This window comes from Halococcus dombrowskii (assembly GCF_022870485.1).
Classification (GTDB): Archaea; Halobacteriota; Halobacteria; order Halobacteriales; family Halococcaceae; genus Halococcus; species Halococcus morrhuae.
Window position 1 is genome coordinate 186,126 of the sequence record NZ_CP095005.1, and the last position, 12,250, is coordinate 198,375.

At 62.9% G+C, this 12,250-nt stretch carries 14 protein-coding genes; 9 read left to right on the forward strand and 5 right to left on the reverse strand.

Annotated elements, in window-relative coordinates; all coding sequences use genetic code 11:
- Nucleotides 1-12 precede the first annotated feature (12 nt).
- On the reverse strand, nt 13-1,779 hold the full coding sequence (locus tag MUK72_RS00975) for an ABC transporter substrate-binding protein (RefSeq protein WP_244702864.1): 1,767 nt from the start codon (nt 1,777-1,779) through the stop codon (nt 13-15).
- Between the two features lie 56 nt (nt 1,780-1,835).
- Complete coding sequence (locus MUK72_RS00980) at nt 1,836-4,313, reverse strand: dipeptide ABC transporter ATP-binding protein (RefSeq protein WP_244702867.1); 2,478 nt, start codon at nt 4,311-4,313, stop codon at nt 1,836-1,838.
- Between the two features lie 81 nt (nt 4,314-4,394).
- Here MUK72_RS00980 and MUK72_RS00985 point away from each other — a divergent pair, with 81 nt between their 5' ends.
- The gene (locus MUK72_RS00985) at nt 4,395-4,841 is read left to right on the forward strand and encodes a DUF7529 family protein (RefSeq protein ID WP_244702879.1); all 447 of its coding nucleotides are present in this window, start codon (nt 4,395-4,397) and stop codon (nt 4,839-4,841) included.
- Nucleotides 4,842-4,874: 33 nt separating this feature from the next.
- Here MUK72_RS00985 and MUK72_RS00990 read toward each other — a convergent pair whose 3' ends face one another.
- Nucleotides 4,875-5,522 carry a DUF5806 family protein gene (locus tag MUK72_RS00990; RefSeq protein ID WP_244702882.1) on the reverse strand — a complete coding sequence of 216 codons (648 nt, stop codon included), beginning with the start codon at nt 5,520-5,522 and terminating at the stop codon, nt 4,875-4,877.
- A gap of 87 nt (nt 5,523-5,609) precedes the next feature.
- Between MUK72_RS00990 and MUK72_RS00995 the strand changes: the two genes are divergently transcribed.
- The 3 genes from MUK72_RS00995 to MUK72_RS20160 all read left to right on the forward strand — a co-directional run bounded on the left by MUK72_RS00995 (nt 5,610) and on the right by MUK72_RS20160 (nt 6,680).
- A complete protein-coding gene (locus MUK72_RS00995) occupies nt 5,610-5,966 on the forward strand; it encodes a universal stress protein (protein ID WP_244702885.1) in 357 nt (118 codons plus the stop codon).
- On the forward strand, nt 5,963-6,481 hold the full coding sequence (locus MUK72_RS01000) for a GNAT family N-acetyltransferase (protein WP_004051957.1): 519 nt from the start codon (nt 5,963-5,965) through the stop codon (nt 6,479-6,481). Before MUK72_RS00995 ends, MUK72_RS01000 begins: the two co-directional genes overlap by 4 nt.
- A gap of 64 nt (nt 6,482-6,545) precedes the next feature.
- Nucleotides 6,546-6,680, forward strand: coding sequence for a hypothetical protein (locus tag MUK72_RS20160; protein ID WP_280518311.1), 135 nt, complete (start codon nt 6,546-6,548; stop codon nt 6,678-6,680).
- Between the two features lie 3 nt (nt 6,681-6,683).
- Here MUK72_RS20160 and MUK72_RS01005 read toward each other — a convergent pair whose 3' ends face one another.
- Nucleotides 6,684-7,127, reverse strand: coding sequence for a universal stress protein (locus MUK72_RS01005; protein ID WP_244702888.1), 444 nt, complete (start codon nt 7,125-7,127; stop codon nt 6,684-6,686).
- A gap of 81 nt (nt 7,128-7,208) precedes the next feature.
- On the opposite strand from MUK72_RS01005, the gene MUK72_RS01010 reads away from it, so the two are divergent.
- The 5 genes from MUK72_RS01010 to MUK72_RS01030 all read left to right on the forward strand — a co-directional run bounded on the left by MUK72_RS01010 (nt 7,209) and on the right by MUK72_RS01030 (nt 11,333).
- Nucleotides 7,209-7,640 carry a universal stress protein gene (locus MUK72_RS01010; RefSeq protein ID WP_244702891.1) on the forward strand — a complete coding sequence of 144 codons (432 nt, stop codon included), beginning with the start codon at nt 7,209-7,211 and terminating at the stop codon, nt 7,638-7,640.
- Nucleotides 7,641-7,678: 38 nt separating this feature from the next.
- Entirely contained in the window at nt 7,679-8,764 is a 1,086-nt protein-coding gene (locus MUK72_RS01015) for a DHH family phosphoesterase (RefSeq protein WP_244702893.1), read from the forward strand.
- A gap of 26 nt (nt 8,765-8,790) precedes the next feature.
- Nucleotides 8,791-10,446: a DUF2254 family protein gene (locus tag MUK72_RS01020; protein ID WP_244702896.1), complete on the forward strand. Its 1,656-nt coding sequence runs from the start codon at nt 8,791-8,793 to the stop codon at nt 10,444-10,446.
- 156 nt (nt 10,447-10,602) lie between these two features.
- Entirely contained in the window at nt 10,603-10,971 is a 369-nt protein-coding gene (locus MUK72_RS01025; RefSeq protein WP_244702899.1) for a helix-turn-helix domain-containing protein, read from the forward strand.
- On the forward strand, nt 10,968-11,333 hold the full coding sequence (locus MUK72_RS01030; RefSeq protein ID WP_244702902.1) for a hypothetical protein: 366 nt from the start codon (nt 10,968-10,970) through the stop codon (nt 11,331-11,333). The genes MUK72_RS01025 and MUK72_RS01030 overlap by 4 nt, the downstream gene beginning before the upstream one ends.
- A gap of 29 nt (nt 11,334-11,362) precedes the next feature.
- Here MUK72_RS01030 and MUK72_RS01035 read toward each other — a convergent pair whose 3' ends face one another.
- Nucleotides 11,363-12,220 (reverse strand): NAD+ synthase, encoded by an 858-nt coding sequence (locus MUK72_RS01035; protein ID WP_244702904.1) that lies wholly within the window; start codon nt 12,218-12,220, stop codon nt 11,363-11,365.
- Nucleotides 12,221-12,250 lie beyond the last annotated feature (30 nt).

A 12,250-nucleotide genomic window follows, 5' to 3' on the forward strand; every position in this document is an offset into this window, starting at 1 on the left:
TCCTGAGGGTAGCTACTGTTTGAGCTTTACCGATTCGAGATACGGGTTGTTGATCGAGGTGACGGTGAACGTCGACTGATCGACGGCCTGATTGACGCCGCGCAGCGTCTTGGCGTAGTCGACGAACACCCAGGGGGCCTCCTCGTGGGCGACCTTGCTGGCCTCCTGATAGATCGATTTGCGCTCGGACTCGCCGTAGGTCTTCTGTCCCTTCTCGGTGAGATCCATGAACTTCCGGTTGGCCCACCCCGAGGCGTTGTTCGTGTTGTAGCCCTCGGTGTCGAAGCTCACCCAGTCCTGGCCTTCGGGGATCTCCGATTTGTCGACGCCGGGATGGAGCAGCACGTAATCGAAGTTGTCCGGGTCGGCGTTGTCGGTGTACCAGCCCAAAAAGCAGGCGTCGTGTTTGCCCGCGTACGTGTATTCGAGATAGGACGAGAAGGTGGAGAACTGGTTGATCTTCACCGAGATCCCGATATCCGAGAGGTCGGATTTGACCTGCTGGGCGGTCTGCACAGGTGAGGGGTTGTAGCCCCGCGGGTTCGAAAACGTCGCCAGCTCGAAGGAGAGCTCCGATTCGCCGGCCTCCTCCAGCAGTTTCTTCGCCTTCTCCTTGTCGTTCGAATACGGATCGATCGAGTCGTTGTAACCGGTGACGTTCGGCGGGAGCGGCTGATCGGCCTGAGAGGCGAACCCCTCGTAGATGTCGTCGACGATGGCCTTCGTGTTAATCGCGTGGCTCACCGCCTGGCGCACCTTCTTCTTCCGGAACGGCTCGTAGCGCTCCATGTTCATCGCCATATAGCCGATGTTGATCCCGTCCTTCTGGAGCAGCGAGGCGCTATCCGAATTCTGGAGCTGTTTCGAGGCCTGCGCGCCGATGCCGTCGATGATCTGGGCGTCGCCGTTGATCACGGCCTGTGCACGCGTGGAGTTCTGGCCGATGGTCGTGAAGATAACGCGGTCGAGATACGGCCCGTCCTTCCAGTAGTCGTCGTTCTTGCCGAGCAGCACGCGCTGGTTGCCGTCGTCGAGCTCTTCGAAGGTGAACGGGCCGGTGCCGACGGGGTTCTTGCCGAGCTGGTTCTGTTTCTTGCCGAGCTCCTCGATCTGTTTCTTCGAGAGCACTGCCGAGGGGAACATCCCGAGGTTGCGCAGGATCGGCGCGTACTTCTGTTTGAGCTCGATTTCGAGGTCGTAATCGCCGTTCACGGTGACCGACTTGATCCAGTCGCTGTACGTGACCGACGCGTAGCCGGAGGGCTCGCCCGAGACCGCGTCCTTGCCGAGGTAGTACTGGTAGCTGTCGTCGACGAACCGGCGGTAGGTCGCCTTGAAGTCGTCCGCGGTGAACTCCTCGCCGTTGTGGAACTTCACACCCTGACGGAGTTTGAGCGTCACCGTCGTGCCGTTCAGCTCGTAGTCCTTCGCCAGGCCGGCGGTGAGTTTCCCGCCGCTGCCGGGGACGAACGCGATGAGGTGGCTGTACACCTGGTCGGTGATCTTCGCCACCTCGCCGCTGGTCGACTGGTGGGGATCGTAGTTGGAGGGGTAGTCACCACGAGCGTAGGTGAGCGTGCCGCCGCTCTGGCCGCCACCGCCGCCGTTGCCGCCCCCGCCAGAGCCGTTCCCACCGCTACCGTTCCCACCGGAGCCATTGCCGCCCGATCCGTTGCCGCCCGAGCCGCCGCTGTCGAGACAGCCGGCCATCGCCGCGGCCGCCGCACCGCCGGCCGCCGTGAGGAACGACCGCCTACTCGTGTCGCTATCGAATGGCATGGTGGCTACTGACGAGAGTGGATTAATAAGAGTACCGGAAAAAATTGCGTCAGACGTCAGTGCTGGCGGTCGGTTGGCTGCTCGTAAAGATGACACGCCGCGGGGTGGGCTTCGTCCTGGAGGACCGGCTGATCGCGTTCACAGACGCTCTCGAAGCGCTCGCGAAGCCGGTCGGCCGCCCCGTCCCAATCGTCGGCGACGATTCGCTCGAAGGAGTCCTCGATGACCGATCGCGATCGCTCGTCGAGTTCGTCGTCGTGCTCGAAGAACTGCTCCCAGAACGCCCGCGTCGGTACGTCCGTCCCACCGTCCGCCGCGACCGTCTCCGCCCGCTCGACACCGGTGTCGGCACGCACATCCGCCACCGAGATCGATTCGCTCTCGACGCGCTGGCGGTAGTCCATCACCTCGCGGTAGGCCTCCTGGGAAACGTCGAGTTCGTCGGGCGGGATGACCGACGGACAGCGCGTGTGGAACCGACAGCCGGAGGGCGGATCGATCGGGCTCGGCACGTCGCCTTCGAGCACCACCCGATCGGTGTCACTCGTCGGATCGGGCTCGGGGATCGCCGACAGCAGCGCCTGCGTGTAGGGATGTTTCGGCTCGGCGAACAGCTCCTGGGTGCCCGCGACTTCGACGATCTCGCCGAGATACATCACGGCCACGCGATCACAGATGTGGCGCACCACCGAGAGATCGTGTGCGATGAACAGGAAGGTCAGCCCGAACTCCTCCTGGAGATCTTCCAGAAGATTCAGGATCTGGGCCTGCACCGAGACGTCGAGCGCGCTTACGGGCTCGTCACAGACGATGAAATCGGGATCCACGGCCAAGGCACGGGCGATGCCGACGCGCTGGCGCTGGCCGCCGGAGAGCTCGTGGGGGTAGCGATCGAGCTGGGAGACGTCGAGGCCGACAGCCTCCATCAGCTCCTCGACGCGCTCGCGGCGCGTCTGTCCGGTCGAACCCGCCCCGGAATCGGGCAGGTCGTGGATCTTGAGCGGTTCGGCGATCGTCGCACCGACGTTCATCCGTGGATCGAGACTCGACAGCGGGTCCTGGAAGATCATCTGCATCTCGCGACGCTTGGCGCGCAGCCCGTCCGTGTCGAGCTCGCTCAAGTCCTCGCCAGCGAAGACGACCCGTCCGTCGGTGGGGTCGAGCAGCCGGAGGATCGACCGCCCGGTCGTCGATTTCCCACAGCCGGATTCGCCGACCAGACCGAGCGTTTCGCCCTCGTAGACCTCGAAATCGACGCCGTCGACCGCCCGCACCGGCTGGCCGCCGCTGCCGAGCCACGAGTCGAGCAGGTCGTCGGCCTGCGAGAAGTGTTTTTCGAGCCCATCGACCGAAACCAGCGGGTCGGTGGCGCTCTCCCGCGTCGGCGTGGCGTCGCTCGTCGCCCGTACCCCTTCGTCGGTGCCGTATTCGTCGGTATCGAACGACTCCAGAATGCATTTCGAGCGGTGATCCGTCTCGTCGGGGCCGTGTTGAAGATACGGGATTTCGCCCTCGCGGCATTCTGGCTGGGCCCACGGACACCGCGGCGCGAACGAACAGCCCGTCGGGAGATCGACGAGATCGGGGACGTTCCCCTCGATAGGGGTCAAACGGTCGGCGTCCTCCCGAGGGATCGATTCGAGCAGCGTGTAGGTGTACGGATGCGAGGGGTTGTGGAAGATCTCCTCGACGGGACCCTCCTCGACGATGTCACCGGCGTACATCACGGCCACGCGATCGCAGGTCTCGGCCACGACGCCGAGATCGTGCGTGATGAAGAGGACGGACATGCCGAACTCGTCCTGGAGGTCGTTGATGAGATCGAGGATCTGAGCCTGAATCGTCACGTCGAGCGCCGTCGTCGGTTCGTCGGCGATCAGGAGCTGGGGCCGACAGGCGAGCGCGATGGCGATCAGGACGCGCTGGCGCATCCCGCCGGAGAACTCGTGGGGATACTCGTCGACGCGGGCGGAGGGCTCGGGGATGCCGACCTCGTCGAGCATCTCGATCGTGTCGGCGAGCACCGCCTCGTCCATCTCGGAGCCGGTTTTCGGGAGGATCTCGCGGACGGCATTGCGCCACGAATCGGGTTTCTGGCCACCGTACTGATGGAGACGGAGGCTCTCGGCGACCTGCTCGCCGACGGGGACGGCGGGGTTGAGCGAGGTCATCGGGTCCTGGAAGATCATGCTCATCTCGCCGCCACGGACCGTCCGCATCGCGTCCTCCGGCGCGTGCGTGAGATCGACGGTGCCCGCCTCGGGATCGGCGACCCCGCCCCCGTAGTCGTCGGCGAACGATCGCGCGAGCTCCGCGTCGTGAAATTCGACCGTGCCGTCGGCGACGGTACCGGGATCGTCGACCAGTCCCATCGCCGACAGCGCCGTCACCGACTTGCCCGAGCCGCTCTCGCCGACCAGTCCCACGGTTTCGCCGGCCTCTACCGTCAGATCGAGCCCATCGACGGCTTTGACCGTGCCACGCTCGGTGGCGAACTGCGTCCGCAGCCCGGATATCGAGAGAAGGTCACTCACGCCGTGGCGTTTGCAACCGTGCTATATAGATTTGCCGCAACCGAAAGCAAGGCTTTTGCTCGCGTCTCCCACACGACGCCTGTGTCCGAGAACGAGCCGAACGAGCACGTGGCGGGCCACTGGGAGGCGGTCGTCGACGACATGGAGGCCACCGCCGCGGGCTACCGCGACGCGGGCGTGTCGGTGCTCGAACTCCATCCCGGCGACGTGACGGTCCTCGACGAGGGCAACGGACTCGACGTGCTCGTCCCCAGCGACGAGTTCGAAGAGCTGGAGACGCTCGCCAGCGAGGCGACCTTCGACTCCTACGAGGTCTATCGCGCCGAGGAGTCGGGAACCGTCTTCGCGCTGATCGTCCTTGAGGATGCCGCCGGCGAGCGCGCGATCTGCTGTCCGATCCACTACGATCGCGACGAGATCGAGCAACTGAAACGACGACTCGACGACGGCGTACTCTACACCCACATCCGCCCGCTGGCCGACGATCGCGTCGTGGCGTTCAGCTACGAAGAGCCCGATCTGTTCTGAGGAGACCGTCTCGCTCGGCCGACTGTTGAACCCTTACTCGCTCGTCGTCGGTTCGTCGTCCCCGTTGGCTTCCTCACTCGCCATGTGGTCGTCCGCAGCGTCGCTCGCGGCGAACTCCTCGCCGCAGTGCGGGCAGGTGAGGTCGTCGTGGCGCAGCGCCGCACTCTGGGCGCGCACCTCGCGCATCGTACTGGAGATGCGTTCCTCGCTGTCGAGCTCCTCGCCGACCGCGAGATCGACGCCCTCGACTTCGAGCAGGAACTTCGCCACCTCGGTCGCCTCGTACATCACGTCGTCGAGCTCCTCGGCGGTGAAGAAGTCACACATCGCGCCGTAGAGGAAGGTCGCTCCCGCCTTGCGGACCTTCTCCTCGAAGGCCGCGCGCGCCTGATTGACGGCCTGTGGCGTGTAGGTATCGGTCATGAATGGAACGAGCTCGGGGAGGTTCTCACCGATCTTCGTCATCTCGACGCCGGTCTCGGTACGGAAATCCGCACAGAGGCGGGCGATCGCCCACTCGCGGGCGGTGATGTAGGTGCGCTCGCGCAGGAAGTCGTTGGCGCGCTCGTAGCGCGCGCCGTCCATCTTCGTGAACCGCTCGTACCGGCGCACGTCCTCGGGAACGTCGGCCTCGTCGCCGCTATCGGTGGTCGGCGTCGGCGATGGCGAATCCTCGGTCATCGGCGTCGATTGCGAACGGCCGGGAAAAAACGTGTCGTGTCCCACGGTCGGCACAACGGTTTTGCCCCGACCACCCCATCGGCGGGCATGAACGTCGTAGTGAGCATCGACGGAAGCGACGACGCCTTCGCCGTCTTCGAACGCGCGGTCGACCGGGCGCACGAGACGGGCGACGACCTCACGGTGGCGCTCGTCGAGAGCGCGCTTGACGACGCGACGACGGTCGCCCACCGCGTTCGCGAGACGCTCTCCGAGGCGAGCTTAGAGGCTGCCATCGAGCACGTCGCCGACGACGGCGAACTGGTCGAACTGGCCAACGGCGAGCGCTTCGACAGGCTCGTCGTCAGCGGCGGCGAGCGCACGCCGACCGGCAAGCTCTCGTTCAGCCGGACGACCGAGTTCGTCCTCATGAACGCCAACGTCTCGGTGACGCTCGCACGATGACGCGCGTCTATCCCGACGACCGCGCCGGGGAGTTCGAGCGGCCACCGATCGAGTTCACCGACGCCCACGACCGCGACATCGAGATCACGGTCTACGCCGACGACGACCGCGCGGCGCTGACCGAGATGTACGTCTCCTTCGACCCCGCGGACCGCGCACAGGGCATCCCGCCGACCGAGCGCGGCGCGATCGAGGGCTGGCTCGACACCATCCTCGACGGCAGCTACAACGTCGTCGCCAGCCACGGCGAGGAGTGCGTCGGCCACGCGACGCTCGTCCCGGACGACGAGGACGCCCACGAGCTCGCCATCTTCGTTCTCGACACCCACCAGCAGGCCGGCATCGGCTCGCGGCTACTCACGGGGCTGCTCGGCCACGCCAGGGCCGAGGGTGCCGAACACGTCTGGCTCACCGTCGAGCGCTGGAACACGCCCGCGGTCGCGCTCTACCGGAAGGTCGGCTTCGAGACCTGCAACACCGAGAGCTTCGAGATGGAGATGTCGCTACGGCTCTGACCGATCGAAATCGGCATGCAATGGCACCCCACAGCGTTAGGATGATCGAGACCCGACGGGAGATATGTCACCGTATCAGCGATGTCCGTACTGCGAGACGGTCATCGAGATCAACTCCGACGACAAGGAGCGCTTGAAGCGCCACATCCGGGTCGAGCATCCCGACGACGAGCAAGTAGAGCAGTATCGCCCGGCTTGAGAGCTACACCGAGAGCACGGGCTGGGTCGCGTACTGGAGGACGTACTCGGCAGCGCGCCCGAGCGGTTCGTCGGGATCGCCCGAGACCGGCTGGCGCGGGATGACGATGAAGTCGACCTCGACGTCCTCGGCGGCGTCGAGCACGACGCTGCCCGGATGGCGGGTCTTCGTCATCGCCGAGAAGCCGTAGGCCGACGAGTGCGAGAGCGGAACATCCTCGGGTGCGAGTTCGTGCGCGTCGGCGATGAACGCCTCGTTGGCGGCGGCGAGCTCCGAATCGTCGACGTCGCCGAAGGAAGCCTCGCTGGCGGTTTCTTCGTTGACAACGTACAGCGCGTGGACGCCGGCATCGTACCGTTCGGCGATCTCGACGGCGTATTCGATCGCGCGCATGGACGTGTCGCTGCCATCGACCGGCGTGAGAACGGTCTCGACCGCGAGCGTCATGGTCGACAGTCGCGGCCGGAAGTCAAAAACCCACCGAGAACAGCGCGCGGCCTTTATCACCCAGCGGTCGGTAGCGGACGTATGTTCGAGACCGTGGTCATCGCCACCGACGGCTCGGAGAGCGCCGGGCGGGCAGTCACGGCTGCGCTCGACCTCGCCGATCGCTTCGATGCGGCCGTCCACGCACTGTACGTCGTCGAGGAAGACGACGTCGCCGCCGCGCCGGAGGACGTCCGCGACCGCCTTCGGTCGTCGCTCGAAGAGAGCGGCGAGGCGGCCGTCGAGAGCGTACAGGCGGTCGACGAGAGCGTGACGACCGCCGTTCGCGAGGGCCAGCCGACCAAGGAGATCCAGCGCTACGCCGACGATCACGACGCCGATCTCGTGGCGACGGGCACGCGCGGGCGACACGGTGAGTACCGGTTCGTCCTCGGCAGCGTCGCCGAAGCGCTCGTCAGAAACCTCTCTGTCCCGGTGCTCACCGTCCGCCAGCTCAACGAAGAAGCGGCGTGAAGCGGGGAGTACTTCGGCCGCGGTAGCGTTGGAGGCGCATGAACGACCGACTCATCGACGACGATCACCTCCCGCTGGCCCGGAAGTCGCTGCTGCCGGGTACGGGCTTTTTCTATCCCGATTCGTTCGACGAGGAGCGGGCCGACCGCGAGACGCGCGAGACCGTCACCGGCGCGGAGCGAGTCGTGATCGCCGATCCCGATGCCGACGGGCTGGCCTGCGTCGCCCTGATTCGAGAGGCGTTCGGCCCGACGGCGCTCGTCCCGGCCGGTCCGCACGACCTCAGTAACGCCATCGACCGGGTGGCCGATCATCTCGACGCCGGCGCGCGCGTGTTCGTCTGCGATCTCGTCCCCGACGACTTCCACTACATCGCCGGCCAGTTCGAGCGCCTCACCGAGCGTGCCAGCGCGGTGAGCTGGTTCGATCACCACCAGTGGGACGAGGAGGACGCCGAAAAGGTACGCAGCCACGGTGCGCGCCTCGTCGTCGGCGATTCCGACGAGGAGTGCTCGGCGGACGTCACGCTCGCGGCGCTCGATCACGAGTTCGGCCCGCGATGGGCGGAGCTCGCGGCCGTGACGCGCGATCACGACCTCTGGCTGCGCGAGGACGCCCGCAGCGACGATCTCGCGGATTTCGCCTACTGGACCGACCCCGAGGAGTACGTCGGAATCGTCAGCGAACACGGCGCGGATCTCCCCGCCGAGATCGAGGAGTATCTCGCCGAGCAGCGCGTCGAGAAGGAGGCGCTCATCGAGCGGGCGGTCGAACGGGCGACGATCGAGGAGATCGGTCCCTGGACCGTCGGCGTCACCTACGGCCGCTGCTCGCAGAACGAGGTCGCCGAGGCACTCCGAGAGGCGGGTGCCGACGCCGCCGTCGTCGTCAAACCCTCCGGCAGCGCCTCGATCCGTGGCTCCGACGGGTTCGAGCGCTGTCACGAGGTCGCCGGACAGGTCAACGGCGGCGGCCACCCGAAAGCCGCCGGCTGCAAGCCCGATATCTACGACGACATGCTCGACTACGCCAATCACTGGACGACGCGCGGTGCAGTGACCAAGCAGGTGATCCTGGAGGCGTTCGGACGACTATCAGATGAAATGACTGAGACAGAGCAGTAGGTCGAAAATCAGTAGGGAAGGAAATTATGGACAACAGATCACTACCACGATGGGCAGCAATCATTGGGTTGCCGTTGTTCATCATATCAACTATTCTAGTCGCCAGTTTCGGCCAGAGTATCAGTACAAATGGAACAGATATCCTCACGATACTGGCTTCGACTCAGGCAGCAATATTCGCGATCGTCTTTTCGGTAGTCATATTGAGTATTCAACTCTCCGTTTCTGGATATTCTCCGCGGCTTGTGAATCTGTTTCGCAAAAATATCGCTTATAGATTCACAGCGGGACTATTTGCAGTATCAATTGGAGTTGATGTCTTCGGTCTCTATCTATTTGCCGAGCAAGATAGTTTTGTGTACGAGACGTACCTCTGTGGCGCAGGAGCTCTCGCAGCAAGTGCTATGGTAAATCTGTATTTATTTGTCGATCGAATTCTATATCAATCAACGCCAGAAGGAATTTTGAATCGCATCAACGACCGACTTTCGCCAGAGTGGACGGCTCAACAAGCACGCCGATCTGACGAGGATTCCATTGAAAGAGATCCATATCAACTACTGATATCGGTCATTGACTCTGCTATCGAAGATCGGGATGGTCCAACAGTAAGTCAAGGACTAGATGTGGTTTCAGAAAGAATCCGTAGCTTGCTAACAAATACTTGTTCAGATGCTATGGGTTCTGAATCAGCAGTAAATGCCTCTATCGAGGATCTCTGCACAGACCGATTGCCAGCACTTCTGGAGCATACAACCAAAAACAATCAAGAAGAACAGTCAAAAGAGGTAATTGAATGCCTTGATACAATTGGTAAGAGTGGAATCGACAGAGAGCATGAACTGGTTACTGGGTATTCTTCCCAAGGATTGTCTAGACCTATAGAAAGTCTTGGATATAGCGAGCTCGAAGATCGAGTCAGAATAGATATAATTGGTACTAATCGAGAGCTACTTGTAGAAGCCGCTGAGGCGGAATATTGGGAAGCGGCAGATACGGGAATTCGTCTCTTGGGCTGGCGTGTAGCACAATCAATCACAAATCGGTCGGCTCAGTATGCTCGTGATACGGGATACACATCAGTACAAACTCTTAGTATTCCCAAAATCCACAGTCGTGCAGTTCGTGAATGTTCATCTCGAACCAGCGACGAAAATATCGATTGGCAACGAGGAGAAGACGGTGATTTCAACGATTTGTTCCCATACGAGAACACGCTCCGAGGATGTTATTTTGCCATGTGCGAAATCACATCAGCAGCGATTCGAAACGAGATCAAGACAGGAGCAAGCGTAGTCGATTGGTCACATGTCGCTGCAGGGTGGAGAAGTTGCTTGGATGATCTGAGGGATAGTAACCTCGAATCGCTATTCCAACTATGGTTAGGAACGGTACTGTATATCGAATATCTCCAATCTGAAACGGATAGAGAGGTCCTCTCCGGCTTCAACCGAGTGTCTATTCAGATGGGTTTTAGATCCAATATTGGTGAAACAGCCGTTTCCATCCAGAACGGAGTTGTTAGGCCTAGAACACAAATAGACTACATTCCTGGAAGGTTCAACCCCACAGAGATGCCCCTCACCGGGTTTTCGTCGCAGCCAGTTTCAGATCCCGACACGACATTTTCCGATTGGCTTGTGCTTCAAGGTGGTATGAGTGGGGATGGTGAGTTTGTGTGAATATTATAGGTGAGTGTACATTCCATCGATCTAAATTCACCTTCACAGATAGAGCAGGGACTATTTTTCTGTAGCACAGGTCGTCATCGCGCTACAATGGCCTAGTCGGCTCTGGCACGCCGTAACAGCTATCACAGCAGCACACCAAGCACAGCCATGCCGATCGGTATCGACCGGTTCGAGGACGGCGAGGAGCTCCGCCGGACGACGGGCGAACGTATCGTCCGATTTCTCCTCGCGCACGACGAGCAGGCGTTCACACGTGCCGAAATTGCCGAGGCACTCGATGTTGCCCCGAACACCGTCGGAACGAACCTCTCGCGCCTGAAGAAGCGAGATCTGGTCCGCCATCGGGAGCCGTACTGGGCCATCACCGACGACCGCGAGCGAGTGGCGAGCGCGTTCCGAGCGCACGCCGAGGACGCCCATCTCGACGCGCTGCTCGGCGAGGAGGAGTGGAGCGACTGGGCGGACCACGCCGCAAGCGAGGCGGAGTTCGAAGCGGCACGCAGCGACGACGGATGACCGACCGTCCGTTCCAGCGCGGTGCAGTCGTCTGGGGTCTCGACCCGTTCAAGAGCACGGAAGCCGCGGAGCCGGAACGACCGTTTCTCGTTTTGAGCAACGAAACGCATCCGTTCGCCGACCGCCAATTCGCTGGGATCGCGCTCTCGACCACCCGCCGGGACGACGCGCTGGCGCTCGATCCGGACGACTGGGCCGCCGGCGGACTGCCGCGGCGGTCGTACGCCTACCCGTGGCTGCTCGTCACCCGGGATCACGCCGACATCGCGTCGGTCTATGGCCGACTACGCCCGGCTATCGTGGATACTATTCTCGATCATCTCGTCGGCTATCTCTCGGCGAGCGATGCTGATGACGGGTAGAAACGATCGGTGAACGAACCGTTCGGCGATCAGTTGGCGTCGGTCGGCATCGGCGGCGCGGTCCGCTTGTGCTCGTTGTCGCGGTGCAGTTCCTGAATGTGTTCGACGACCTCCGGCGTGGTGTCGGCGATCTCGGCGGCCGCAGCGGTCGCCACGTTGCCGTCGACGGTGAGCGCGACGATCGCGTCGATGGTGTCGTACTCGACGCCGATCTCCTCCTCGTCGGTCTCGTAGTCGACCATCCCGCCGGTCGGCGTCTTCTGGACAAGCTCCTCGTCGGCCCCGAGATCGGCGGCGAGCTGGCGGACCTGCTGTTTGTAGCAGTTGCCGATCGGGTTGCAGTCGACGCCGCCGTCGCCGTATTTCGTGACGTAGCCAAGCGAGAGTTCGACGCGGTTGCCGGTCCCGAGCACGAGTTTGTTCTCCTTGTTCGCGACGAGGTAGTTGACCGTCATCCGGACGCGTGCGCTCGTGTTGCCGACGAAACGGTTCGCCCAGTCGTCCTCGTCGCTCGCGCTCTCACCCGCATCGATGGCGAGCAGTTCGTCCATGATCGGGTCGATGTCGACGACGTCGTAGCGGATGCCGAGATCGACCGCGACGCGCTCGGCGTCGCTCATGTTCGCGTCGCTGTTGACGTCCCGGGGGAGGACGAGCCCGTGGACGGCCTCCCGGCCGAGCGCCTCGACGGCGAGATGGGCGACGGCCGTGCTGTCGACACCGCCCGAGAGCCCGAGGACGACGCCGTCGGCGTCGTGGCGATCGACCTGTGCTTGGATGAACGACGTGATGCGCTCGCGCTCGGCAGTGAGTTCGTCGCTCGAAAACCGCAGGTCGAGCGGCGTTATCTCCGCATCGAGCTGGGGCTGTCGCTGTGATAATTCCATGGCCGTACACGGCCGTCATCGTATATAAAC

What these genes read in the sequence shown, in the direction of transcription:
- MUK72_RS00975 (WP_244702864.1), bottom strand. Translation starts at nt 1,779, where the DNA reads ATGCCATTCGATAGCGACACGAGTAGGCGGTCGTTCCTCACGGCGGCC.
- MUK72_RS00990 (WP_244702882.1), bottom strand. Translation starts at nt 5,522, where the DNA reads ATGACCGAGGATTCGCCATCGCCGACGCCGACCACCGATAGCGGCGAC.
- MUK72_RS00995 (WP_244702885.1), top strand. Translation starts at nt 5,610, where the DNA reads ATGAACGTCGTAGTGAGCATCGACGGAAGCGACGACGCCTTCGCCGTC.
- MUK72_RS01000 (WP_004051957.1), top strand. Translation starts at nt 5,963, where the DNA reads ATGACGCGCGTCTATCCCGACGACCGCGCCGGGGAGTTCGAGCGGCCA.
- MUK72_RS20160 (WP_280518311.1), top strand. Translation starts at nt 6,546, where the DNA reads ATGTCACCGTATCAGCGATGTCCGTACTGCGAGACGGTCATCGAGATC.
- MUK72_RS01005 (WP_244702888.1), bottom strand. Translation starts at nt 7,127, where the DNA reads ATGACGCTCGCGGTCGAGACCGTTCTCACGCCGGTCGATGGCAGCGAC.
- MUK72_RS01010 (WP_244702891.1), top strand. Translation starts at nt 7,209, where the DNA reads ATGTTCGAGACCGTGGTCATCGCCACCGACGGCTCGGAGAGCGCCGGG.
- MUK72_RS01015 (WP_244702893.1), top strand. Translation starts at nt 7,679, where the DNA reads ATGAACGACCGACTCATCGACGACGATCACCTCCCGCTGGCCCGGAAG.
- MUK72_RS01020 (WP_244702896.1), top strand. Translation starts at nt 8,791, where the DNA reads ATGGACAACAGATCACTACCACGATGGGCAGCAATCATTGGGTTGCCG.
- MUK72_RS01025 (WP_244702899.1), top strand. Translation starts at nt 10,603, where the DNA reads ATGCCGATCGGTATCGACCGGTTCGAGGACGGCGAGGAGCTCCGCCGG.
- MUK72_RS01030 (WP_244702902.1), top strand. Translation starts at nt 10,968, where the DNA reads ATGACCGACCGTCCGTTCCAGCGCGGTGCAGTCGTCTGGGGTCTCGAC.
- MUK72_RS01035 (WP_244702904.1), bottom strand. Translation starts at nt 12,220, where the DNA reads ATGGAATTATCACAGCGACAGCCCCAGCTCGATGCGGAGATAACGCCG.